Raw genomic sequence first — 24,176 nt, forward strand, 5'->3', positions numbered from 1 at the left:
CATTCATTAATTAAAAGACAAGGGTTATCTGTGAAGCAGACGTTAAAACTAACAGATATTATCGCAGTAGGCTTTATGCTATTTGCGTTCTTTTTAGGTGCGGGCAATATTATCTTTCCACCTCTAGCGGGTCAGTTAGCGGGTGAAAACTTAATGCCAGCTATGTTTGGTTTCTTGCTGACAGCGGTAGGTCTACCTCTTATTACTATCGTTGCTATTGCTGTTGCTGGTGGTTCTTGGGATCACTTAACGCAAGACCTTCCGAAAAAAGCGGCAGTTCTTATGGCTGCACTGATTTTCATCATCATTGGTCCTGCGTTTGCAGCGCCTCGTACTGGCCTAGTGGCTTACGAGATGGCGGTGAAACCTTTCTTCCTTGAGGCATCACAAACGCATCTGACAGCGTTCTCAGTGATCTTCTTTATCGCAGCGATGATGTTCTCATGGTTCCAAGGCCGTTTGATCGATCTTATCGGTAAAGTACTGACACCAGCATTGTTCGTTGGTTTGATCATTCTTGCTGTCGCTGTCTTCCTTGATCCTCAGGGCGATATGATTGGCGCGCACGGTGAATACCTAACGCAGCCTCTGACCAAAGGCTTCTTAGAAGGCTACAACACAATGGATACGTTCGCGTCATTGATGTTTGGTATGCTGATGGTTGATGCACTGCGCGGTAAAGGCATTACTGAGCGCTCTGCAACTACTAAATATCTGATCTATGCAGGTTGTATTGCTGCTGCTGGTCTTGCGTTTGTTTACATCTCACTATTTTACTTAGGTGCGACGAGTGCAACGGTTGCTGCTGGTGCTGATAATGGTGGCCTAGTGCTTAGCCAATACGTTCAAGCGTTGTTTGGTCCATACGGTCAAATCGTTCTGTCTGTCATCGTATTGCTAGCGTGTCTGACAACCGCGATTGGCTTGATTTCTGCGTGTTCAGATTTCTTCAGCTCGAAAACACCACTGTCATACAAGCAATGGGTACTGATTAATGGTTCTGTTTGTGCATTGGTTGCAAACGTTGGTCTTGCGCAGCTGATTTCTCTGTCAGTGCCAGTATTGTTTGCGCTGTACCCTGTGGCGATTGCGTTGGTTGCACTAACATTTGTGCGCAGCAAACTGCCGAATCCACGCTTTGCTTACCGTGCAGTACTGCTTGTATCTCTGCTGTTTGCGTTGGTTGATGCGGCAAAAGTATCGGGTATTGATGTTTCTGCGTTTAACATGTTGCCATTATTCGAAGTCGGCATGGGCTGGGTGCTTCCAACATTTGCGGCTATCGTGTGCATGTTCTTCATCGCGAAACCTCGCCCAGAGCTAGCACAAGAAACCGCGTAATCACTTCGCGTTATCAAGATAATAAAAAGCCCGATGAATTACTTCATCGGGCTTTTTACTTTTTAATGATGACGTGTTTGCGCTATTAAAGCGTGTCGTGGAATTCCACAAGAACTTGTTCACACCATTTTTCGATGCGTTCATCACTCAGTTCGTACTGTGAGTCTTCATCTAACGCAAGTCCAACAAACTTGCTGCCATCTTCGATCAATGCTTTCGATGCTTCAAATTCGTAGCCTTCATTTGGCCAGTAACCGATAAAGGTTGCGCCTGTGGCTTGCAATTCATCGTGAAGTAAGCCCATCGCATCTAAATACCACTCTCCGTAACCTTCTTGGTCACCCAGACCAAACAGCGCTACAACTTTGCCTTTCAGTGGTGTGGTCGCGATGTCTTGCCAAATCGCGTTCCAATCTTCTTGAATTTCACCAAAATCCCAAGTTGAGATGCCAAGGAGTAATAAGTCGTAGTCCGCCATTAGTGATAACGGTGTCTCTTTCACATTGTGAATGTCGACAAGGTCTTCACCAATAAGGGTACGAATTTTCTCTGCTGCCATTTCGGTGTAGCAGGTCGTTGAGCCGTAAAAGAGTCCGATTTTCATTATATTCGTCGTTATTTGTGTTGCTGTTGTGGAAGATTCTAACCATAAATTGAGGAAGATTGCAGCGAATATCCTATGTGGGATGATTTTTTATGGTATTGGATTGGCAGGTGCTTTAATCTAAATACTGTAAATATAAACAGATAAGGAAGCATTCATGACGGCACAACAGCCTGTCAATCAACAAGATTTTTCGCTTGTTGAGCAATTCTTAGATGCGATGTGGATGGAGCGTGGTCTATCAGAGAACACGTTGGCTTCCTACCGAAACGATTTAATGAAGCTGCTCGTGTGGATGGAAAAACATCGATACCGTCTTGATTTTATCAGTTTGTCTGGCTTGCAAGAATATCAAAGCCACCTTGTAGACTTAGATTACAAACAGACGTCCCGTGCGCGTATGTTGTCGGCTATTCGTCGTTTATTTCAATACCTGCATCGTGAGAAGGTGCGCGCTGATGACCCGAGTGCGCTCTTGGTTAGCCCTAAACTGCCACAACGTTTACCCAAAGATATTAGTGAAGAGCAAGTGGACGCGTTGCTCGAAGCGCCAGACCCGAATGACCCTATAGAATTGCGCGATAAAGCGATGCTAGAGCTACTCTACGCGACAGGGTTGCGTGTGACAGAGCTCGTCAGTTTGACCATGGAAAATGTTAGCTTGCGCCAAGGGGTGGTGCGCGTGACTGGTAAAGGTGGTAAAGAACGCCTGGTTCCTATGGGGGAAAACGCGGTCGATTGGATCGAGACGTTCATTCAACAAGGGCGCCCTGCGTTACTTGGTGATACATCATCTGATATTGTTTTTCCTAGTAAACGCGCAAGACAGATGACTCGTCAGACGTTTTGGCACCGTATTAAATACTATGCTTTGATAGCAGGGATTGATACTGATCAGCTGTCGCCGCACGTACTGCGTCATGCCTTTGCCACGCATTTATTGAACTATGGCGCAGATCTCAGGGTCGTACAGATGCTTTTAGGACATAGTGACTTATCGACCACGCAAATTTATACTCACGTGGCGACTGAACGATTGAAGCAGATCCACAGTCAACACCACCCAAGAGCATAACAATGGTTAGATTCATCCATGTCCTCTTGGAAAAACGATTTTACATTAAGGTGAATTTCATGAGCGTATTACGCCGACTAACTCTGCTGACTTTACCATTTTTTGTTACCGCTTGTGGTGCAGAAGAAAGTCAGGCTCAAACGGAGACTCCTGCGCAACAAGTGGCGCCAGCTGCACAAAGCGGCTTTGATGAAGCAGCATTAAAAACTAAGTTCTCAAAGCTTGGTTTATCTATCGTTGATATTCAACCATCAGACGTCGCTGGCTTATTGGAAATTCAAACCAATGGCGGGATCCTGTTTGCTTCAAATGATGGTAGCCATTTTATCGCCGGTACGCTTTATGCCATTAATGATGATGGCAGTTACAAAGATGTCATAGCAGAGCGTCAAGCGCCGCTTAACGCCGAGAAAATTGCGCAGTTCTCCGATAGCATGATCGAATACAAAGCCGACGATGAAAAGTACGTTGTGACCGTATTCACCGATATCACATGTGGTTACTGTGTGCGTCTGCATAGCCAAATGCAAGGCTATAATGATCTAGGTATTACAGTGCGTTACATGGCTTACCCTCGCCAAGGTGCAACTGGCCCTGTGGCAGAACAAATGGCAACGATTTGGTGTGCTGAAGATCCGGCGTCGGCAATGCACAACGCGAAAGTGAATCGTACATTTGATAACCCTGCGAAAGACCTGAAACAGTGTAAAGAAACCATCCAGGCGCATTACAATCTAGGTCGCCAATTGGGTATTTCTGGTACGCCAGCAATCTTCTTACCGAATGGCGAAATGGTTGGTGGCTACCTACCACCTGCAGAGCTATTGAAACGTTTAAAGCAACTATAATCCATTAGGAGCAGAGTCGGCAAAGTTGTCGGCTCTTTTAAGCATGATAGAAATTCAACGACGTCCTGAACCTGATCTTTCCCTTCTTCCTGATTCCATTCCTCCGATTCTTAAACGTATCTACATCAACCGTGGGATAACGGATCTTTCACAATTAGAAACGTCGGCCCGTGGGTTGCATTCATATCAAAAACTCGGGGGGATTGAGCAAGCTGTCGATCTTTTGTTTCAGGGGATAAAAGAACAAAAACGCATCATCGTTGTCGGTGATTTTGACGCTGATGGCGCGACAAGCTCAGCATTATCAGTACTCGCGCTGCGCATGCTTGGTAGTCACAATGTGGATTACCTAGTGCCAAATCGTTTTGAAGACGGTTATGGGTTAAGCCCAGAAGTCGTTGACCAAGCCTTAGAGCTTGGCGCTGAGATGATCATGACGGTGGATAACGGCGTCTCATCAATCGAAGGCGTGCGTTACGCAAAAGAAAATGGCATTACCGTGCTTGTTACCGATCACCACTTGCCAGGACAAGTGTTGCCTGATGTGGATGCAATGGTGAACCCAAACCTTGAGAGCTGTAGCTTTCCATCTAAAGCGCTTGCGGGTGTAGGGGTCGCGTTTTATCTCATGATGGCACTATGCGTTCATATGCGAAAACACAATTGGTTTGCAGAACAGGGGATGCAAGAGCCCAAGTTGATGGAACTGATTGACCTTGTTGCACTGGGTACCGTCGCCGACGTCGTTCCATTGGATGAAAACAACCGCATTCTTGTACACCAAGGCTTGCAACGTATTCGTGCGGGCAAAGCGCGTCCCGGCATCCAGGCATTAATTGAGGTCGCGAAGCGCGATGCGCGTCGTTTAGTTGCGTCTGACTTTGGCTTTGCTTTAGGTCCACGTATTAACGCAGCAGGCCGTCTTGATGACATGTCTTTCGGTGTTGAACTGCTGATGTGTAACAACATCCACGCTGCTCGTCGCATGGCAAGTGAATTGGATGGCTTGAACCAAACTCGTAAAGAGATTGAAGAAGGCATGAAGCAAGAAGCGATGGCTTTCTGTGAGCGCCTTCAGTTTGGTGAAGGCAATGAGCTTCCTTATGGCCTAGCCTTGTTCCAACGTGATTGGCATCAAGGTGTGATTGGTATTTTGGCTTCGCGTATTAAAGAGAAGTTTCACCGTCCAGTCATTGCATTTGCTGATGGCGGAGAAGGGACGATTAAAGGCTCGTGTCGTTCTATTCCGGGGCTACACATGCGCGATGCGTTGGATTTCATCGACACACAAAACCCGGGTTTGATCATCAAGTTTGGTGGACACGCTATGGCAGCAGGCTTAACGATTAAAGAGCAGGATTTTGAGCGTTTCAGTCGTTTGTTTGATGAAGTGGTAAAAAAGGAACTCGATGAAGCGGCGCTAAAAGGCGTGATCATGTCAGATGGTGAACTTAAGCCGGAAGAGTTCTCTATGCATGTTGCTGAACAGCTGCGATCGGGTGGCCCTTTTGGACAAGCTTTCCCAGAGCCAATCTTTGATGGTGAGTTTAAAGTACTGCATCAAAAGCTGGTGGGTGAGAAGCATCTTAAATTGATGTTAGAGCCGCTTTATAAAGGTCACCCTACCAATGTGATGATCGACGGCATTGCATTCAATGTTGATCTACGCCGATGGCCAGATGCATCGGTTAAAACAGTACGTCTCGCGTATAAGCTGGATGTGAATGAATTTCGTGGTAATCAATCATTGCAATTGATGATCGATCATATCGAAGCTAAGTAATACCTAGATTAACCTTTCTTATAGAGTACGGTTGCCCCTAAGTGGGTGTAAAATTTTATGACCGTGCTCTCTCTCACCGCAATCTGATTTCTCATCCGAAATTTTCCTGTATCTCGGTCACATTTTTCAGTAGAATTTCTCGGTTAAATTCTATTCTAAAATGTTGAGTAAACATGTTTGAAATCAATCCAATTAAAAACCGTCTGCAGGACGTGTCTCAGCGCACAAATGTCCTGAGGGGGTATCTTTGATTATGACGCGAAGAAAGAGCGTCTAGAAGAAGTCAACGCAGAACTTGAACAACCAGATGTATGGAACGAACCTGAGCGTGCGCAAGCACTGGGTAAAGAGCGTGCATCACTAGAAGCGGTTGTTGAAACCATTGATCAACTAGAGCAAGGTGTGGAAGATGTAGAAGGTCTTCTTGAGCTGGCTGTAGAAGAAGAAGATCAAGAAACATTTGACGAAATTGAACCAGAACTTGCTGAGTTGGAAGAGAAGCTAGAAAAGCTTGAATTCCGTCGTATGTTCTCTGGCGACCACGATAGCTCTGATTGTTACATCGATTTGCAAGCTGGCTCTGGTGGTACAGAAGCACAAGACTGGACTAACATGCTGCTGCGTATGTACCTACGTTGGGCAGAAGCGAAGGGCTTCAAAGCTGAAGTGATTGAAGTCTCTGAAGGTGAAGTCGCGGGTCTTAAGTCGGCAACAGTTCGCATCTCTGGTGAATATGCGTACGGTTGGTTACGTACTGAAACGGGCGTTCATCGTCTTGTTCGTAAATCTCCGTTCGATTCAGGCGGTCGTCGCCATACGTCATTTGCTTCTGCGTTCATCTATCCAGAGATTGATGAAAACATCGACATCGACATTAATCCTTCCGACCTACGTATTGACGTTTACCGTGCGTCAGGCGCAGGTGGTCAGCACGTAAACACCACAGAATCTGCGGTACGTATTACGCACGTACCTACGAACACAGTGGTTCAGTGTCAGAATGACCGTTCTCAACATAAGAACAAAGATCAGGCAATGAAACAGCTTCGAGCGAAGCTATTTGAGCTTGAATTGCAAAAGCAAAATGCGGAAAAACAAGCTAATGAAGACGCTAAGTCTGACATTGGCTGGGGTAGCCAGATCCGTTCTTACGTATTGGATGACTCACGTATTAAGGACCTCCGTACGGGCATTGAAAACCGTAATACTCAAGCGGTTCTTGATGGCGATCTGGACAAATTTATTGAAGCTAGCCTGAAATCAGGTCTATAAAGCTTTTCACCGACAAAAACAGGATACATCGAAAATGACTGATGCTGTTCAAAACGAAACTGTACTAGAAGAAAATAAGCTGATTGCTGAACGCCGCGCTAAACTGGATGCAATCCGAAAGAGCTGCAAAGCGAACGGCCATCCAAACGACTTCCGTCGTGACGCACTAGCGGGCGACCTTCAGAAAGAGTTCGGTGAAAAGACGAAGGAAGAGCTAGAAGAGCTTAACCACGTAGTAGCAATCGCAGGCCGTATCATGGCTAAACGTGGTCCATTCTTGGTAATTCAAGAAACTTCTGGCCGTATCCAAGCTTATGCTGACAAAGCGGTTCAAAAAGTACTTAAAGAAAAATACCAAGGTCTAGATATCGGTGACATCATCGGTGTTAAAGGTGCACTTCATAAGTCTGGTAAAGGTGACCTATACGTGAACATGGAAGAGTACGAGTTGCTAACCAAAGCACTACGTCCACTTCCAGAGAAGTTCCACGGTCTAACTGACCAAGAGATGCGTTACCGCCAACGTTACGTTGACCTGATCGTTAACGAAGACTCTCGTCAAGCGTTTGTAGTACGTTCTAAAGTAATGTCTGCAATCCGCAACTTCATGATCTCTAAGCAGTTCATGGAAGTTGAAACGCCAATGATGCATGTTATCCCTGGCGGTGCGAGTGCGCGTCCATTTATCACGCACCACAACGCACTAGACATGCCAATGTACCTACGTATCGCGCCAGAGCTATACCTGAAGCGTCTAGTTGTTGGTGGTTTTGATCGCGTATTCGAAATCAACCGTAACTTCCGTAACGAAGGCCTTTCTCCACGCCACAACCCAGAATTCACAATGATGGAATTCTACATGGCGTACGCAGACTACAAAGATCTGATGGACCTAACTGAAGAACTACTAAGCTCAGTGGCGCAAGAAGTTCTAGGTTCAACGTCAATGCCTTACGGTGATGAAACGGTTGAGTTTGGTGGTACTTACACTCGTATGAGCATGTTCGAAGCAATCAAGCACTACAACCCAGACCACGCGCAAATCCAAGCGCTAACAGAAGAAGACCTACAAAACCGTGATCTAATGGTTTCTATCGCGAAATCTGTTCACGTTGAAGTAGAACCTTTCTGGACATGTGGTCAGCTTCTTGAAGAGATCTTTGGTGAAACAGCAGAACCTAAGCTAATGCAGCCTACGTTCATCACTGGTTACCCAGCAGATATTTCTCCGTTGGCTCGTCGTAGCGACGATAACCCGTTCTTTACAGACCGCTTTGAGTTCTTTATCGGTGGCCGTGAAGTAGCGAACGGTTTCTCAGAGCTTAACGATGCTGAAGACCAAGATGCACGCTTTAAAGCACAGGTTGAAGCGAAAGAGTCTGGTGACGACGAAGCAATGTTCTACGATGCAGACTACATCACTGCTCTAGAGCACGGCCTACCGCCAACAGCAGGCCAAGGTATCGGTATCGACCGTTTGGTTATGCTACTGACTAACACGCACACTATCCGTGACGTGATCTTATTCCCTGCAATGCGCCCGCAAGCGTAATTCGATAGGATGAGTAAAAAAACCACCTTCGGGTGGTTTTTTTTTGCCTTTTAGTTAAGGTAATTCAAGTTGTTGCACTTGCCTTTTAATGGGATATGCAAATAAACATTCGCCAAATCTCAATCTATTGCATAGTCTTAATACTGAGACAGACGTGAGGGGGCGGAGTCTCGATAATGTTACCCGCTCGCAAAGATAAGTTTGTGGCACAAAATTTCTATTAACAATGAAAAAGAAAAAGGGTTAGAGAATGGCTGGGCAGTTTAAGATGGATTCCATCCCGGGATCGCTTGTGGTAGTTGGCGGTACTTATGAGCCTTGGTTATCGGTACTGGAGCAAGTGGGCTGGAAGTGTCACCAAGTCGGTGACTTACGCAAAGCTAATACGCTGTTAGAAGATATTGGTCCATGTATCGGTATTGTTGATCTCAGCCATGACGAGTTCAGCTTGAATGGCTTGGCGAACTTAGTCAGCTCTCACAAACACGTACGTTGGTTAGCGTTTATTCGTGAATCTCAGCTTGGCACTGACACCATATGCCAGTTCATTGTTAACTTTTGTATCGATTTTTTCACAGCGCCGATCCCAGATGCACAGTTATTAAGCACAATAGGTCACCAGCTTGGCATGCTTAAGTTGGAGAAAAAAGTTTGGCCTAGTTTTGGTAGCAGTTTAGATATGGGTTTGATCGGTGAATCTATCCCGATGAAACGTTTACGCGATCAAGTGAAGCGCATTGGTCCAACGGACGTCAGCATTCTGATTTCTGGGGAAAGTGGGACTGGTAAAGAGGCGGTTGCTAGGGCCATCCATAAAGTCTCTTCACGCTCTCATAAACCGTTTATGGCAATTAACTGTCGCGCACTCAATGAACAACGTTTCCAAGCTGAAGTATTTGGTATTAACGCCGATGAAGATATGGAAGCATGCCTGCTTGAACAAGCAGATGGTGGCACCGTGTTGTTTAATGACATTCTTACCATTTCAAAAGAGCAGCAAATGAATCTGCTGAGATTCTTGCAAGAAGGCACCATTGATACTAAAGATGGCGTAAAAGCGGTTAACGTGCGTATTCTTGCTGCTAACTCGTCGGATGTTGAAAAAGCTTTGATTGACGGTGACTTCAATGAAGAGCTTTACCATTACATCAACGTTCTGCGCATCAATGTCCCTAGCTTGAAAGAACGTGCGAGTGACATCGCATTGCTGGCTCGTTTCTACTTACAAGAGTTCTCAAAAGAGTACAACTCGCAAGCAAAAAGCTTTTCTGAGGATGCATTCAAGGCACTGACACGTTATTTCTGGCCTGGAAATGTGCGTGAGCTGATGAACCAAGTGAAGCGAGCGGTATTAATGTCCGACAGCGTAATGATTGAAGAGCATCACTTAGATTTACCTCAACGTAATGACTCAAAGCGCAGCTTGAAATCAATCCGAGAGAAGAGTGAACGTGATGCGTTGCTGGTTGTTTTGGAATCTCATTCTGGTCAAGTTTCAAATGCGGCGAAAGAGCTCGGAGTTTCGCGTGCAACCATGTATCGACTACTTAATAAACATAACTTGATTTCCGAACAAGCCATGTAGTTGGCCTTTCCCTGTGTCAAATAGGCGAATAAATACAATAAAAGAGAGTGGTCACAGAGCCGCTCTTTTTATTTTTTGTTTGGTTTGATTTATAAAATCCGCAAATTTATATATTCCTCAGGTGAATATGTTATACATAAAAGTATATGAAACTAAATTGCGGTGTATTGATTTGTTTTTAATCAAAAAGGCAAAAAATGTTTGATATATATTCATCAAAGCTTACAATTTAACCGTAACTCAGTGAGTTATACCTTTCATAAACGGATTAATTTTTAGCTAGGAGGCGCAAGATGAAACATTACGTTGTTAACACCACTGCTTGCGCTGATCGTATGCCTATCGCTCCGATAACCCTTAAATCGGATGATACCAATACCACTGGCTCACAAGATAAAAATTAATCCGTAACCTATCATATTTATTACTAGGCTGCGGAAAAGTAGCGGCTTAGTATCAACAGAATATTTCTGTTAATTTTACGCACTATTTTTCCCAGTCGAATACATCGATAATCGGAGAAAATATTATGCGTCACTCTATTTACCTACAATTGGCCACTTTGCTATTGAAAGCAGACCTTAAACGCGAAGAAAAGCAATGGCAGCGCACCATACGCCGAACTGCTCATGATATTCCATGGACGAATGTTCATCTATTGAGAGATATTGGTTTAGATCGCGATGGTCGTTCTACACGTGCCAATGTTCCGGATGCAGTTAAAGTTGAACGTCGAGTTCGTCACCTTCGTCGAGTTTTAACGTCGCGAATAATGACGTAATCGTTAGCGTGTTGGACTGACTGAGTTGCTAACGAGTCATTCAACACGCTTAACTTTTTATATGAAGTATGACTTCATTGGATAAACAGCTGATCTTGAAGATCAGCTGTTTTCGTTTGAAGGGAGCTTTACTGTTAAGGGCAAGGATTCGAGTAAGTTGTACCTATTGCTTGAATTTCAGTAAGTAGTTCGTCGCTAAGTTGCAAATCAATACTGTCGATATTGGCTTTTAATTGGTCTAGGTTTGTTGCTCCGATAATGTTAGAAGCAACAAATGGACGCTGATTGACAAACGCGAGCGCCATTTGTGCAGGGTTTAGACCATGCTCTTGAGCTAAATTGACGTAAGCTTCGGTCGCTTTAACACCTTGCGGAGTGAAGTAGCGCGCAAAACGCTCCCACTTAGTGCATCGAGCACCTTCAGGTTTTGCCCCGTTTAGGTATTTACCACTCAGGCAGCCAAATGCCAAAGGAGAGTAGGCAAGTAACTGAACGCCTTCGTAATGGCTGATTTCAGACAAGCCAACTTCGAAGCTGCGGTTCAATAAGTTATATGGGTTTTGAATGGAGACAATTCTTGGCAGATCGTGTTTTTCTGCCAAACGCAGTAGCGACATCACACCCCACGGCGTCTCGTTGGATACGCCGATATAGCGCACTTTACCTGCATTCACTAATTCAGTAAGCGCTTCCAACGTTTCAATTAACGTGACTTCTTCTTGTTTGTCAGGGTATGGGTAGTTGAGTTGACCAAAGCAGTTGGTTTGACGCTGCGGCCAATGTAGTTGGTACAAATCGACATAATCGGTTTGTAGACGATTAAGGCTGTCATCAATTGCTGTATGGATGTGGCGACGATTAAGGCTCATGTTGTCTCTAATGTGAGGAACATTGCGAGGGCCTGCCACTTTTGTTGCCAGTACTACTTTTTCTCTTTTGCCGCTTTTTGCTAACCAATTACCGATGTATTGCTCGGTAAGCCCTTGTGTTTCCGATCTTGGCGGTACAGGGTACATCTCTGCGGTATCGATGAAGTTCACCCCATGATCGAGGGCAAAGTCGAGCTGTTCAAAGGCGTCCTTTTCTGTGTTTTGCTCGCCAAACGTCATAGTGCCGAGGCAGATTTTACTGATCTCAAGTGATGAGTGCGGTAGTTTTGTGTATTGCATATCACGTCCTTGAAGAGTTACCGACTAAATAAGTGACTCCAATATAGGGGATTTTTAGCCGCAATCGCAAATGATTTACGTATAAAGGGAGAGCAAACTCGAAAGCTACAGTTAGCCTAACTACACTTAAATAATCGTGTGAAGGAGGTATGTTATGCAGAAGCATCAATTGGACATGTGGCTACATGGTCCACATAAAGATACTTATAAAACTCCCAAAGTATTTGTGATTGGGTGTTCTGATGTCTCTGACTATCTTTTAGCTGTGGAGTACAAGCATCAACTTGAGCCGATTAAAGACGGTGAAGACCCGATACATTTTGGCTCTCTAGACTTAGTAAAAGAAGAATTATTGAGGCTAGGGGTCGATAAAGCGTATTTAAGGCTGCGCAATGCGTATGACGAATGTGGCACTGAAGAGGCAGCCTCGTACTGCGATATTGAGTTATCGCTCGTGACGCACTAAATAGCTGATATGGTTTTATTCTGGTTGAGTGTTAATGTAGTGCTTGAGTAAGATCTGTTCAGTAAACTGTGTTCTAAGGTAAAAGCCTCGGGGCAGAGTTTTCATCGGCTTACCATTTGAGTTGTATGCTTCGGTGAGCGCTTTTGCATTTGCGGCTTTAGGGCGAAGATGCAGCGCTTCTCCGTGTCTGGCGGAAATTTGATCAAATCTTCCCAAGACGATCATCTCCATTAACTCTTCCCAGTCATTTCGCAAAATCCGTTCTTCTTCTTCATCTGGTGACCAAATGAGTGGACTGCCCACACGTCTTTCAGCGAGTGGGATTTCTCGTTCTCCTTCTACGGGTACCCAAAGCACACGAGATAGCTTGTTTCGAACATGACTTGTGTCCCATGTAAGACCATGAACACCAGTGAGGGGGGCCACAGAAACAAAGGTTGTTTCTAAAGGTTTGCCAGAGTAACTGATCGGAATACTTTTCAACTCGATCCCTAGTTTTGCGAAATCTTGTTGAGGTTTACTGCCAGCTGGAGCGCCCAAGTGCCATTCGAGTAATTGACCCACCCAACCTTTATCACGTTTTAAGTTTTCAGGAACAATCATATTCGCCTCGGCGGCCAACTCAGCAAAACTGAGTCCTGCCATATCATGCGCTCGTTCCAATAGCTCTGCTTCTGTTTGTGGTTCTGGTTTCATAGTTACAAGGTGGTATTACAAAAAATATAGTTTATCAAACTCCGACCAAATCTACTGTTTAAGATTTCACCGAGGCGGTGTAAGAACGATCAATCCATAACTTATCCACAGGCGGAGGAGGTATTGATAAGATCCTGACGGGGTCTGTATGAATAAACAGGGGTTAAAATGCATTTTTGGGGTTGATTTTGTTGTAATCATCTAAACGAATAGCAGGTGAGTGTGGATAAATAGCCTGTTGGTGGATCTTTGACCGATTTGAGTTTGGTGAAAAGATCATCAAGAAATTGAAGATCGAATTATCGTTATTTTTAAAAATAAATACTTTTTTATCAATGTCTTATGCTTGTTTTTTTGTTTCTTCATTTGTTTTGCTTTTGATGGGATTGAACTGAATTACTCATTTGAATTGAATTCTTCACAAAGTTATTCACAGAAAAGGTGAATAAATGTGGGCGATGTCTCACTCTTGTGTTGATAAGGTATGGTTTGATTAAAAGATATCCAAAAATGCTGAAAAGGTAATAAATCTTGCTCATATCACATCAGTAAGTTTGCTAGTAATGGGGATATGTGGAAAAATCACGGTAATAAAAAATTTATTCATAGAGGTTAGCCAGTGATAGATGGCGATGGTTACCGACTTAATGTTGGTATTGTGATATGTAATAACCATGGTCAGGTCTTCTGGGCTAAACGATACGGGCAACACTCATGGCAATTTCCACAAGGTGGGATTGACGAAGGTGAAACCCCTGAACAAGCCATGTTCAGGGAGTTATATGAAGAAGTCGGTTTAACGAAAAAAGACGTTAAGATCATTGCAACAAGTCGTCATTGGTTAAGATATAAGCTACCAAAGCGATTGGTGCGTTGGGACTCCAAGCCTGTTTGTATCGGCCAAAAACAGAAATGGTTTCTGCTGAGATTAGAATGCGATGAGTCTCGCATTAATATGCAACGCGGAAAATCCCCTGAATTTGATGGTTGGCGCTGGGTAAGTTACTGGTATCCAGTTAGGCAAGTTGTTTCTTTCAAGCGAGATGTTTATCGACGAGCGATGAAAGAATTTGCATCCTTAGCCATGCCTTTTCGAGAGAGAAAAGCGAAAGGGAAAAGAAAAAAGCAACGTAGAGGATAATCATGCTCAGTCAGCTAAGGGAAATAGTTGAGAAAGTCTCCAGGGTCGATGATGTGCATCTGGCACTCGATATATTGGTGAAAGAGACTTGTGCTGCCCTTAGTACTGAGTGCTGTACTATCTATCTTGCTAATGAAGAAATGCAGCGCCTTGAGTTAATGGCAACTCAAGGCCTTATTTTTGAAGGTGATAGTATTCATATCAACTTCAATGAAGGCTTGGTTGGGTTGGTAAAACGAAGCGCTGAACCCCTTAACCTTGCCGAAGCCTCAAAACACCCCGAGTTCAAATTCTTTCCTCAACTCGGCGAACAGATTTACCACTCTTTTTTAGCTACTCCAATCATTCATCGTAAACAAGTTTTAGGTGTGTTGGTGATCCAACAAAAAACGCCGCGCTTGTTTAGTGAAATGGAAGAATCGTTTCTTGTTACCTTATCCGCTCAGTTAGCGGTGCTCATTGCACATGCGCAGAATCTTGGGCATTGGCAGTTAGCATCTAAACCCACGGTATTAAAAGGTTTGCCTGCGTCTACTGGTGTCGCGATTGGAGAGTTTTGGTTCGACAATACCCAGCCGAGTTTATCGGATGTTTTCCCTTCGTCCACGTTAGATAAGGAACGCGAGCACGAGACACTACTGGTGGCCATAGAGCGAGCGTTAAATGACTTTCGCCGTATGCGGAAAAAGCTGGACAGTGAAATCAACAAAGATGCGCTGGCGATCTTCGATCTGTTTACTCACTTACTGAATGATCCGATGCTTCGCGGTGATTTGAAGAAGCAGATTGAAAAAGGAGATAGGGCAGACTGGGCGTTACGCCAAGTTGTAGAGTCATACTCGAATCGATTTGCCAGAATGTCGGATGTATACATGCGTGAAAGAGCGCAAGATATCCGAGAGTTAGGGCAAAGGCTGCTCTATTTTCTACACAACAGCGAGCAAGAAAATTCTGCAATTGATCGTCCCATTATTTTGGTGGCGAATGAACTCACTGCCACCTTGCTCGCTTCTGTACCTAAAGAGTTTTTGTTAGCTGTCGTATCATTAGAGGGAGGCGCTAACTCTCACGCTGCCATTTTATCTCGAGCTCTTGGGGTCCCTGCAGTCATGGGCGCCAACATTAATCCGGATGTGGTTAATGGCAAACTCGGGATAGTCGACGGCTATACGGGTGAGATCTTCTTAGAGCCAAACCGCCAGTTGTTGCGAGAGTATCGCAGCTTAGTAAGCGAAGAGTCTGAATTGTTTGCCATGGTAAACAAGGACCTCGCACTCCCTGCGGTTACGCAAGATAATCACCATATCGAAATTATGCTGAATGCGGGACTCAGTGCAGACAGTAATATTGCCATCAACACAGGTGTTGATGGTGTTGGGTTGTACCGAACTGAGATTGCATTTTTACTTCAGCATCACTTTCCTTCTGAAGATGAGCAGTATCATCAATACCAAGCAATACTTAACAGCTATCCGAATCAACGAGTAGTGATGCGTACTTTGGATATTGGTGGTGACAAACCTTTGCCGTATTTGCCCATCGAAGAAGATAATCCGTTTCTAGGCTGGCGTGGCATTCGTTTTACATTGGATCATCCAGACATTTTCTTGATCCAGCTGCGTGCAATGTTAAGAGCGAGTGCAGAAAGCGGAAACTTAAGTATCTTATTGCCAATGGTGTCAGGGGTAAAAGAGCTAGACGATGCCATTAGCTTGATTAATCAAGCTCACAGCGAAGCCGTTTTGCTTGATGATAGAATTCAATTCCCACAAATTGGGGTCATGATTGAAGTACCATCGATGGTGTATCTGTTGCCAACGATTGCTCACCGTGTTGATTTTGTTTCTGTCGGGACAAACGATTTAACTCAGTATTTATTAGCGGTAGATAGGAACAATTCGCGCGTAGCGGATGTCTATGAATCTATGCATCCTGCGGTACTGTTAGCGCTTAAGCAAATCCATGAGGTGTGTGATAAATATCAGGTGCCCGTGTGTATTTGTGGTGAGCTAGCGGGTGATCCATTTGGCGCTCTTCTCTTACTTGGGTTAGGGTATACCAGTTTGAGTATGAACACCTCCAACGTGGCTAAGGTGAAATATTTGATTCGTCATAGTCAACAAGAAGAATTAGAAAAATTAGCGGAGCAAGCAATGACAAAGTCCTATGGGGAGGACATTCATCAAATGATGCATGACTTCTTCATTCAACAGGGCTTTGCGGGCTTTATCCGTGCAGGTAAAAAGTAGGAAATCGTGACCGTCTCTTTATTTTTGTTATTGTTGGCGCTAGGCGCTTTTGTGGGTGTGATGGCGGGGTTACTCGGTATCGGTGGTGGTTTGATTGTTGTTCCTGCCTTGTTGTATTTGCTTCCTCTTGCTGGGATCTCTCCAGAAATGAGTATGCACATGGCCTTAGCCACTTCGTTAGCGAGTATTATTGTCACGTCTGGCTCATCGGCGATGAATCACCTTAAGCTCGGCAATGTCGATATGTTTGTCGTAAAATGGTTGATGCCTGGTGTGGTCATTGGTGGCTTTGTTGGTGCCAATATTGCTGAGTGGATCCCTACACACTATTTGCCGAAAGTGTTTGGTGTCATTGTTCTTTGCCTGTCAGTACAAATGTTTCGTTCCATTAAAGTTACGAGCAGTAAACCTATGCCGAGCAGCCCTGTGACTGTAGTTTACGGCACGGGAATTGGTGTCGTATCAAGCCTTGCTGGTATTGGTGGTGGCTCACTGTCGGTACCATTTTTAAATAAACATGGGATAGAGATGCGTAAAGCGGTGGGCTCATCCTCCGTTTGTGGTTGCGTGATTGCTATTTCTGGTATGATCGGCTTCATCTTACATGGCTATAAAGTGGAAGGCTTACCTTCATACAGTATTGGCTATGTTTATCTTCCCGCTTTATTAGCGATTGCTATGGCCTCGATGCTCACAACAAAAGTGGGTGCGAAGCTCGCAACTAGCCTTCCAACTGCGGTATTAAAAAAGATATTCGCGGTGTTCTTAATGTTTGTTGCAGCGACCATGCTGCTCTAAGTTTGTACCCAAGTCATTCTCGCTGAACCAAGCATCTAGAGGTTACTTGGGTATATTTATTTTGTTGTGATAAGAAGAGAATGATTTATGTCTCAGGGATATATTGAATTTCCCAATATTGATCCGGTTTTAATCTCTATTGGTCCTGTTTCGGTTCGTTGGTACGGTTTGATGTACCTTGTGGGCTTTATGTTTGCTCTATGGTTAGCGAACCGACGTGCAGATAAGCCTGGAAGTGGTTGGACACGAGAGCAGGTTTCTGATTTGTTGTTCGCAGGCTTCCTTGGCGTGGTGATTGGTGGCCGTGTAGGCTACGTGCTTTTCTACAATTTTGAGCTCTTCCTGGCTGACCCTTTGTATCTATTTAAAGTGTGGACCGGTGGTATGTCTTTCCACGGGGGCTTACTGGGTGTGATTACTGCGATGTTCTGGTATGCACACAAAAACGGGCGAACTTTCTTCGGTGTTGCTGACTTTATCGCGCCGCTTGTGCCATTTGGTTTGGGTATGGGGCGTTTAGGTAACTTCATGAACAGCGAGTTGTGGGGCCGAGTAACGGATGTGCCTTGGGCGATCGTTTTCCCAAATGGCGGTCCACTGCCACGTCATCCATCACAGCTTTATGAAATGGCGCTTGAAGGTATCGTACTTTTCTTCATCTTGAATTGGTTCATCAAGAAACCTCGTCCTCTAGGTTCTGTTTCAGGGCTATTTTTAGCTGGATATGGTACATTCCGCTTCTTAGTTGAGTACGTGCGCGAACCAGACGCTCATTTGGGTTTATTCGGTGGCTTTATTTCCATGGGACAGATTTTATCCCTGCCAATGGTGGTTATCGGTGTCCTCATGATGGTTTGGGCATACAAACGTGGTCATTACAAAGACGAATTACCACAAAAGACGAAGTAAGGTATTGGTGTGAAACAGTATTTAGATTTGTGTCAACGCATCGTTGACCAAGGTGTTTGGGTTGAAAATGAGCGTACAGGCAAGCGCTGCCTGACCGTAATCAACGCGGATTTAACCTACGATGTTGCGAACAATCAATTTCCGTTGGTCACCACACGTAAAAGTTTTTGGAAAGCGGCCGTTGCAGAGCTATTAGGGTATATTCGCGGTTACGATAATGCGGAAGATTTTCGTAAGCTGGGCACGAAAACCTGGGATGCCAATGCCAACCTAAATGATGCCTGGTTGAATAACCCATACCGTAAAGGTGAAGACGACATGGGCCGTGTCTATGGGGTTCAAGGGCGCGCCTGGGCGAAACCTGATGGTGGTCATGTTGACCAGCTACGTAAGATAGTGGATGACTTAACGCGTGGTGTTGATGACCGCGGTGAAATCTTGAACTTCTACAACCCGGGTGAGTTCCACATGGGGTGCTTGCGTCCTTGTATGTACAGTCACCATTTTTCATTGCTGGATGATACGCTTTACCTGAATAGTACTCAGCGTTCGTGTGATGTACCGCTTGGCTTAAACTTCAATATGGTTCAAGTTTACGTGTTCTTGGCGATTATGGCGCAAATTACGGGCAAGAAACCTGGTCAGGCATTTCATAAGATTGTGAATGCTCACATTTATGAAGACCAGCTTGAACTGATGCGCGATGTTCAGTTGAAGCGTGAGCCATTAAAAGCGCCGACGTTCCATATCAACCCAGAGATTAAATCTCTAGAAGATTTGGAAACATGGGTCACACTGGATGACTTTTGGGTTGAAGGGTACGAGCATCACGATCCTATTCGTTACCCATTCTCAGTGTAACGAGTATCGTTCTTCAAGATATAGAAAAAGCTCCGAATGGAGCTTTTTTCTTTTTTGTACTTAGAAGGTATTATTTTAGTGCACTGACAATATAACGGTGAATTGGGTTGGTCTGCATCGGTTTGGACAGTGCCGGGCTAATAAACTTAGGTTGAGTGAATATTTCTTTACTCACTAATGAACGGATAAGCTCAAAGTACTTCAGCTCCGTTTTCCCGCACAACAATAGTGAAAAGTCATCGCCCAATTTATCATAGGCATTGAGCACCTCTCGGAATCCTCTAAGATACAAGTAATCCTTCGTTAAACCTCCACCTCGATACACTCGGGCAGTCGTTGTAAATGCTTGAAGATCAGAAGCTTTATACTGTTCTTTTAATAGCATGAACGTATGGCGGAAATCGCGATCCTTGATCATCGACTCTACTGCCAGAACTCGTAAGGCTAAGGTTCTTAGGCGCTTGATACTGAAATGTCCTGACAGATACTCACATAATATAGCCAGCCCTTCTTGAGTGTTGGTATTGGCAGGACAACCTAAGCTCAGGACTTTTAGCGGTTGTTGACGACCGTTAAGCGTAGTCAGGAGATGTACTCCCATTTCATGATGTGCAAGAGCCTCCAGCTCATCAGTGGTGATGTACGCCGCGTGGTTAATTTTGACTCGAGACCCTGAAACTAGTGCGTTTGCTAACATCCCGTCCAACACCTGTATTTCACATGCATACCCATTGCGTTGAGCAAAATTTTGCATGAAACGTGCTATTGCACGGCTATCGTGCTGAGGTTCTTTTTCTTCTTCTGTAGGAAGGTGCAATATGAAATGGGCGTTGGCAATATCTTTGGCGCTCGGTTCCCCATAATAGCGTAAGGAGTTATAAAGAAACTCTTGCGTGCCGATGGTATTCACTTGATCCAGTTTATCTGCATAAGACTGAATTACATCCGCGTATAGCCTCTGCAGTTGGGTGTCTTGAATGTTTTCTAGAGGTAGCTCATATAGGCGTCGCTTTGCGCTGTGGGTATCTACGTTAGTAATTGAATATTGAAAATTAGGCTCTTGAGAATATTTGTTTTTAATGAAACGTTCTCTTTCTTGAGCATAATTAAGAGGATTCACGCTACTGAGGATATCAATATCAGCAACCAGTTGGGTTAGGTTTTCGTCTATTGCGAGTAGCTGATCAGAAATAGCGTCATTAAGCTGCGTCATGTTGTCGACTCCAAATGAGATAGCTCAGCATAAGCATGCTGATGTGGCTCAAATTATCACCGGACAATCGATTTGAACAGTTTAATTATCATAAAAAAGGCTCCACTATGTGGAGCCTAAACAATAAGCGATGGTATGTCGTTGTTGTTACGTTGTTAGGGCTAGAATTGCACCTGGTAGAATAACGAATACTGACATTAGGTAACCACCAACAACTGCTTTATTCTTAATAGCCATTTCAGAAATCATCTCAGCCCCTTTAACCGGAATCTCACGTAGGAATGGAATTCCAAAGATAAACAGCGTCGCCATGATGTTAAATACTAAGTGGACTAGAGCGATTTGTAGTGCGAATACTGCGAACTCTCCAGATACCGCTGTCGCTGCTAGTAGTGCTGTAATACAAGTACCAATGTTAGCACCCAGAGTGAAAGGGTAGATATCTCGTACTTTCAACACGCCAGTACCAACCAACGGAACCATTAAACTTGTCGTGGTTGAGGAAGATTGTACTAGAACAGTCACGATTGAGCCTGATACGATGCCGTGAATAGGACCACGACCGATGGCGTTTTTCAAAATTTCACGTGCGCGACCAACCATTAGGCTCTTCATCAATTTACCCATCACTGTGATTGCAACGAAGATAGTCGCAATACCCAAAGCAATAAGCATGACGCCGCCAACAGTATCACCGAAGGTAGAAAGTGGCTCTTTAATTGCGCCTACGACTGGCTTTGTAATTGGTTTAATAAAGTTGAAGCCCTTAATGCTCATATCACCAGTAGCAAGCAGTGGAGAAACAAGCCAGTGAGAAACTTTCTCTAAAATGCCGAACATCATTTCCAACGGAAGGAAAATAGCGACAGCAAGCAAGTTGAAGAAGTCGTGAATGGTTGCACTTGCAAATGCACGTTTGAACTCTTCTTTACAGCGCACGTGGCCAAGAGACACAAGCGTATTGGTCACTGTGGTACCAATGTTAGCACCCATCACCATAGGGATAGCGGTTTCTACAGGTAAGCCACCTGCAACCAAGCCTACAATAATAGACGTTACAGTACTTGAAGACTGAATTAAGGCTGTTGCCACCAAGCCGATCATTAGACCTGCAACTGGGTGTGCGGCAAATTCAAATAGCACCTTAGCTTGATCGCCAGTTGCCCATTTAAAGCCACTACCAACCATAGATACTGCTAGAAGAAGCAGATATAACATGAATGCCAAGTTAGCCCAGCGTAACCAACGAGCTGTGCTCGAAATTGGTGCCACTGTTGAAGTAGCTTGGTTCATCATAATTTTCTCCGTTGACCTTTCAGTTCATTTTTCGGTCTGTAGTTGAATCTGCGGGCGATGTTAGAGAACAAATATTTCAGTAATATTACAAATTTCTTGCTGTGAGAGATTTTTATTGTTCTTTTTGATAATGGCGTGAAAGAAGAAGAAAATTAATTTTTAACCTATTGATTTTAATGGTTAAATTTTGATTTCGTTTTGTTTGGTTTTTGCGCTTTTTTTGTAGAAAAAATGCGCATCAGTTCAACTTTTATGACAGTATTGACTTTATACTTTCGGTAAAACTTATGCTTTTGTAAGGTATTGTATGGTTTTGTCGAGTTTATTGTTTGTCTCTGTCACATTTGGTATAAAAAGTATCACTTTCTTTTCGGGACTCGATCATGTCACATCTAAACTACAACCATCTCTATTATTTCTGGATGGTGTGCAAACAGGGCTCTGTAACTAAGGCGGCTGACGCGCTCTTCCTGACACCGCAAACCGTGACAGGACAGATTAAAGCGCTTGAAGAGCGCATGAAAGGAAAGTTAACCAAGCGCAATGGTCGTACAGTTGAGCCCACTGAGTTAGGTCAGCTTGTGTTTAAGTACGCCGACCGGATGTTCGGTTTGAGCTATGAGATGTTAGATATCGTCAATTACAGCCAGCACTCGAACATTCTATTTGAAGTTGGTGTAGCCGATGCATTATCTAAACGCTTGGTCAGTAAAGTACTGATGACGACCGTCCCGGAAGATAACAGTATTCATTTACGCTGTTATGAATCGACCCACGAACTGCTACTTGAACGCCTTTCTCAGCACAAGCTAGATATGATCCTTTCGGATTGTCCCGTTGATTCTACTCAAAGTCCTGGCCTTTATAGCAAAAAGTTAGGTGAAAGTAGCATGAGCTTTTTTGCTTCTTCTGAAATTGAAAATGTGCGATTCCCTGAGATCTTGGAACAAAAAAAACTTCTGATTCCCGCGAGCCGAACGGCTATGGGGCGTAAAGTTATTCAATGGTTTGATCGTCAAGGCCTTCAACCCAATGTGCTGGGGGAGTTTGATGATGTTGCGTTGATGAAAGCTTTTGCTCGGTACCACGATGATGTGATTTTCTTGGCACCGACCGTATACATGTCGGAGATTGAAGACGACCGAAATTTACAGCTAATTGGCCATGTCGATGGGCTAAAAGAAGAGTACTACGTGATTTTTGCGGAACGAATGATCCAACACCCCGCGGTAAAAAATGTTTGTGATGCTGATTTCAGTCAAATGTTTGAGTAAACCCGTATCGTTGCGTAAATAAATAGATTACTATCAATAAAAATATAATTCTAAATAATATCTAAGTAAGCAAGATACTTGTTTTAGTGAGCAAAACTATTAATTATTGATGGCGCACCAATTAAAATCCTTGGTGGATAATATTGGTGTATCACTAACAACTAAATTAGAGGTTCTAATAATGAAGACTCTGGAAGTGTATCTTGATTTTCTTAGATATATAAATCAGTGCAACACAACAAGCTGGCCAGGGTTGGAATAAGTAAGTTGTAGCTAGAGGTCCAACACATGAATCTACAAGAAATGGAGCAGAACTCCGCAAAAGCCGTCGTGTTGCTCAAAGCGATGGCAAACGAGAGACGCCTACAAATCCTTTGTATGCTGCATAACCAAGAGCTGTCCGTGGGAGAGCTGTGTGCAAAGTTAGAGCTAAGCCAGTCGGCATTATCTCAGCATCTTGCTTGGCTTCGCCGTGATGAGTTAGTCACGACAAGGAAAGAAGCACAAACGGTGTACTACACATTAAAGAGTGATGAAGTGAAAGCGTTAATAAAAACACTGCATAGTCTTTATTGTGCTGAGAGTGCTCAACATTAATTAAATAGTCCTAATATACTGCTCATCTTAGAGTGTGAATCTAACTTGTTGGAATATTTGAGAGTGGCGTTAAACTTTTGATGATAGGGTACTACTCATCGATCAATTTGCTTTGTTCTCAAGTGTTTTATTAGTGCTTTCTAGTATGAGCGTTATATGGGTAATGAATAAGCTGATGTCTTTAAATGGGACATTCAGAAAAAGAAAAGCTGGCATTGCCAGCTTTTTTTATTAAGAAAATTTTGTAGATATAAAAAAACCGACACAAGGTCGGTTTTTTCTTCACTGTAAAATCAGGACTCTATTAAAGAGCTTTGATTTGTGCAGCGAAACGAGACTTATGGCGAGCTGCTTTATTCTTGTGAATAAGGCCTTTAGTTGCCATGCGGTCTAGGATAGGTGTAACTACAGCGAATGCAGCAGTTGCAGCTTCTTTGTCGCCTGCTTCGATAGCAGCAACAGTTTTCTTCATGTAAGTACGCATCATTGAGCGACGGCTAGCATTGTGCTGACGACGTTTCTCAGCTTGGATAGCGCGCTTCTTAGCAGATTTACTATTTGCCAAGGGTCTAACTCCCAAAAACTTAGTTCTGTGACAATTTAAGGGCGAGGAATATCCCTCATTTGCGCTTAAATGTCAAATGATTTGTGCAAAAACCGATCTAA

22 protein-coding genes are annotated in these 24,176 nt (G+C 44.0%); 16 read left to right on the forward strand and 6 right to left on the reverse strand.

Annotation, left to right across the window (positions count from 1 at the left end; all coding sequences use genetic code 11):
* The first annotated feature begins 30 nt into the window (after positions 1–30).
* Positions 31–1,341 (forward strand): branched-chain amino acid transport system II carrier protein, encoded by a 1,311-nt coding sequence (brnQ, locus tag H9L11_RS09350; RefSeq protein WP_005381792.1) that lies wholly within the window; start codon positions 31–33, stop codon positions 1,339–1,341.
* Positions 1,342–1,426: 85 nt separating this feature from the next.
* On the opposite strand, the gene fldB is transcribed toward brnQ, so the two are convergent.
* Positions 1,427–1,945, reverse strand: a complete 519-nt coding sequence (gene fldB / locus H9L11_RS09355) for a flavodoxin FldB (protein WP_005381790.1) — start codon at positions 1,943–1,945, stop codon at positions 1,427–1,429.
* A gap of 157 nt (positions 1,946–2,102) precedes the next feature.
* On the opposite strand from fldB, the gene xerD reads away from it, so the two are divergent.
* The 7 genes from xerD (at position 2,103) to H9L11_RS09390 (ending at position 10,841) form a co-directional block, all read left to right on the forward strand.
* On the forward strand, positions 2,103–3,020 hold the full coding sequence (gene xerD / locus H9L11_RS09360; protein ID WP_005381788.1) for a site-specific tyrosine recombinase XerD: 918 nt from the start codon (positions 2,103–2,105) through the stop codon (positions 3,018–3,020).
* Positions 3,021–3,079: 59 nt separating this feature from the next.
* Positions 3,080–3,868, forward strand: a complete 789-nt coding sequence (gene dsbC, locus H9L11_RS09365) for a bifunctional protein-disulfide isomerase/oxidoreductase DsbC (RefSeq protein ID WP_005381786.1) — start codon at positions 3,080–3,082, stop codon at positions 3,866–3,868.
* 43 nt (positions 3,869–3,911) lie between these two features.
* Entirely contained in the window at positions 3,912–5,651 is a 1,740-nt protein-coding gene (gene recJ / locus H9L11_RS09370; RefSeq protein ID WP_017635068.1) for a single-stranded-DNA-specific exonuclease RecJ, read from the forward strand.
* Positions 5,652–5,824: 173 nt separating this feature from the next.
* Positions 5,825–6,923, forward strand: a protein-coding gene (gene prfB / locus H9L11_RS09375) for a peptide chain release factor 2 (RefSeq protein WP_100068604.1) whose coding sequence is annotated in 2 segments (ribosomal slippage) — positions 5,825–5,899 and positions 5,901–6,923 — 1,098 coding nt in all. Because the reading frame shifts where the segments join, the coding sequence is not laid out codon by codon here.
* A 34-nt stretch (positions 6,924–6,957) separates the two neighbouring features.
* Positions 6,958–8,475 carry a lysine--tRNA ligase gene (gene lysS / locus H9L11_RS09380; RefSeq protein WP_005382861.1) on the forward strand — a complete coding sequence of 506 codons (1,518 nt, stop codon included), beginning with the start codon at positions 6,958–6,960 and terminating at the stop codon, positions 8,473–8,475.
* A gap of 250 nt (positions 8,476–8,725) precedes the next feature.
* A complete protein-coding gene (gene vpsR, locus H9L11_RS09385; RefSeq protein ID WP_017635067.1) occupies positions 8,726–10,060 on the forward strand; it encodes a cyclic-di-GMP-binding transcriptional regulator VpsR in 1,335 nt (444 codons plus the stop codon).
* 529 nt (positions 10,061–10,589) lie between these two features.
* Entirely contained in the window at positions 10,590–10,841 is a 252-nt protein-coding gene (locus H9L11_RS09390; protein WP_005381776.1) for a hypothetical protein, read from the forward strand.
* Positions 10,842–10,975: 134 nt separating this feature from the next.
* Here the strand turns inward: H9L11_RS09390 and H9L11_RS09395 are convergent, their stop codons facing one another.
* Positions 10,976–12,010, reverse strand: coding sequence for an NADP(H)-dependent aldo-keto reductase (locus H9L11_RS09395; RefSeq protein ID WP_017821502.1), 1,035 nt, complete (start codon positions 12,008–12,010; stop codon positions 10,976–10,978).
* 154 nt (positions 12,011–12,164) lie between these two features.
* Between H9L11_RS09395 and H9L11_RS09400 the strand changes: the two genes are divergently transcribed.
* Complete coding sequence (locus tag H9L11_RS09400; protein ID WP_005381772.1) at positions 12,165–12,476, forward strand: DUF6482 family protein; 312 nt, start codon at positions 12,165–12,167, stop codon at positions 12,474–12,476.
* A 15-nt stretch (positions 12,477–12,491) separates the two neighbouring features.
* Here the strand turns inward: H9L11_RS09400 and mutH are convergent, their stop codons facing one another.
* Complete coding sequence (mutH, locus tag H9L11_RS09405; RefSeq protein WP_205390716.1) at positions 12,492–13,172, reverse strand: DNA mismatch repair endonuclease MutH; 681 nt, start codon at positions 13,170–13,172, stop codon at positions 12,492–12,494.
* Between the two features lie 619 nt (positions 13,173–13,791).
* Here mutH and rppH point away from each other — a divergent pair.
* The 5 genes from rppH (at position 13,792) to H9L11_RS09430 (ending at position 19,130) form a co-directional block, all read left to right on the forward strand.
* Entirely contained in the window at positions 13,792–14,313 is a 522-nt protein-coding gene (gene rppH, locus H9L11_RS09410; RefSeq protein ID WP_005381953.1) for an RNA pyrophosphohydrolase, read from the forward strand.
* 2 nt (positions 14,314–14,315) lie between these two features.
* Positions 14,316–16,562: a phosphoenolpyruvate--protein phosphotransferase gene (gene ptsP / locus H9L11_RS09415; RefSeq protein WP_005385966.1), complete on the forward strand. Its 2,247-nt coding sequence runs from the start codon at positions 14,316–14,318 to the stop codon at positions 16,560–16,562.
* A gap of 6 nt (positions 16,563–16,568) precedes the next feature.
* Positions 16,569–17,360: a sulfite exporter TauE/SafE family protein gene (locus H9L11_RS09420; RefSeq protein WP_005381949.1), complete on the forward strand. Its 792-nt coding sequence runs from the start codon at positions 16,569–16,571 to the stop codon at positions 17,358–17,360.
* An 87-nt stretch (positions 17,361–17,447) separates the two neighbouring features.
* A complete protein-coding gene (gene lgt, locus H9L11_RS09425) occupies positions 17,448–18,269 on the forward strand; it encodes a prolipoprotein diacylglyceryl transferase (protein ID WP_005381948.1) in 822 nt (273 codons plus the stop codon).
* Between the two features lie 9 nt (positions 18,270–18,278).
* The gene (locus H9L11_RS09430) at positions 18,279–19,130 is read left to right on the forward strand and encodes a thymidylate synthase (RefSeq protein WP_005381947.1); all 852 of its coding nucleotides are present in this window, start codon (positions 18,279–18,281) and stop codon (positions 19,128–19,130) included.
* Between the two features lie 70 nt (positions 19,131–19,200).
* Here the strand turns inward: H9L11_RS09430 and H9L11_RS09435 are convergent, their stop codons facing one another.
* A complete protein-coding gene (locus H9L11_RS09435; protein ID WP_005381946.1) occupies positions 19,201–20,343 on the reverse strand; it encodes a flavohemoglobin expression-modulating QEGLA motif protein in 1,143 nt (380 codons plus the stop codon).
* Between the two features lie 147 nt (positions 20,344–20,490).
* Positions 20,491–21,636 carry a Na/Pi symporter gene (locus H9L11_RS09440; protein ID WP_025768431.1) on the reverse strand — a complete coding sequence of 382 codons (1,146 nt, stop codon included), beginning with the start codon at positions 21,634–21,636 and terminating at the stop codon, positions 20,491–20,493.
* Positions 21,637–22,022: 386 nt separating this feature from the next.
* On the opposite strand from H9L11_RS09440, the gene nhaR reads away from it, so the two are divergent.
* Both nhaR and H9L11_RS09450 read left to right on the forward strand, forming a co-directional pair.
* Positions 22,023–22,913 (forward strand): transcriptional activator NhaR, encoded by an 891-nt coding sequence (gene nhaR, locus H9L11_RS09445; protein ID WP_005381942.1) that lies wholly within the window; start codon positions 22,023–22,025, stop codon positions 22,911–22,913.
* 288 nt (positions 22,914–23,201) lie between these two features.
* Positions 23,202–23,510: a metalloregulator ArsR/SmtB family transcription factor gene (locus H9L11_RS09450; RefSeq protein WP_005381940.1), complete on the forward strand. Its 309-nt coding sequence runs from the start codon at positions 23,202–23,204 to the stop codon at positions 23,508–23,510.
* A 304-nt stretch (positions 23,511–23,814) separates the two neighbouring features.
* On the opposite strand, the gene rpsT is transcribed toward H9L11_RS09450, so the two are convergent.
* Positions 23,815–24,075, reverse strand: a complete 261-nt coding sequence (gene rpsT / locus H9L11_RS09455; protein ID WP_005381938.1) for a 30S ribosomal protein S20 — start codon at positions 24,073–24,075, stop codon at positions 23,815–23,817.
* Between the last annotated feature and the right edge of the window lie 101 nt (positions 24,076–24,176).

It is taken from the genome of Vibrio sp. sp1 (assembly GCF_016920955.1).
In the GTDB taxonomy this organism is placed as follows: domain Bacteria; phylum Pseudomonadota; class Gammaproteobacteria; order Enterobacterales; family Vibrionaceae; genus Vibrio; species Vibrio alginolyticus.

Coding starts and splice junctions, on each gene's coding strand:
- fldB (WP_005381790.1), bottom strand. CDS start 1,945: ATGAAAATCGGACTCTTTTACGGCTCAACGACCTGCTACACCGAAATG.
- xerD (WP_005381788.1), top strand. CDS start 2,103: ATGACGGCACAACAGCCTGTCAATCAACAAGATTTTTCGCTTGTTGAG.
- dsbC (WP_005381786.1), top strand. CDS start 3,080: ATGAGCGTATTACGCCGACTAACTCTGCTGACTTTACCATTTTTTGTT.
- recJ (WP_017635068.1), top strand. CDS start 3,912: ATGATAGAAATTCAACGACGTCCTGAACCTGATCTTTCCCTTCTTCCT.
- lysS (WP_005382861.1), top strand. CDS start 6,958: ATGACTGATGCTGTTCAAAACGAAACTGTACTAGAAGAAAATAAGCTG.
- vpsR (WP_017635067.1), top strand. CDS start 8,726: ATGGCTGGGCAGTTTAAGATGGATTCCATCCCGGGATCGCTTGTGGTA.
- H9L11_RS09390 (WP_005381776.1), top strand. CDS start 10,590: ATGCGTCACTCTATTTACCTACAATTGGCCACTTTGCTATTGAAAGCA.
- H9L11_RS09395 (WP_017821502.1), bottom strand. CDS start 12,010: ATGCAATACACAAAACTACCGCACTCATCACTTGAGATCAGTAAAATC.
- H9L11_RS09400 (WP_005381772.1), top strand. CDS start 12,165: ATGCAGAAGCATCAATTGGACATGTGGCTACATGGTCCACATAAAGAT.
- mutH (WP_205390716.1), bottom strand. CDS start 13,172: ATGAAACCAGAACCACAAACAGAAGCAGAGCTATTGGAACGAGCGCAT.
- ptsP (WP_005385966.1), top strand. CDS start 14,316: ATGCTCAGTCAGCTAAGGGAAATAGTTGAGAAAGTCTCCAGGGTCGAT.
- lgt (WP_005381948.1), top strand. CDS start 17,448: ATGTCTCAGGGATATATTGAATTTCCCAATATTGATCCGGTTTTAATC.
- H9L11_RS09435 (WP_005381946.1), bottom strand. CDS start 20,343: ATGACGCAGCTTAATGACGCTATTTCTGATCAGCTACTCGCAATAGAC.
- H9L11_RS09440 (WP_025768431.1), bottom strand. CDS start 21,636: ATGAACCAAGCTACTTCAACAGTGGCACCAATTTCGAGCACAGCTCGT.
- nhaR (WP_005381942.1), top strand. CDS start 22,023: ATGTCACATCTAAACTACAACCATCTCTATTATTTCTGGATGGTGTGC.
- H9L11_RS09450 (WP_005381940.1), top strand. CDS start 23,202: ATGAATCTACAAGAAATGGAGCAGAACTCCGCAAAAGCCGTCGTGTTG.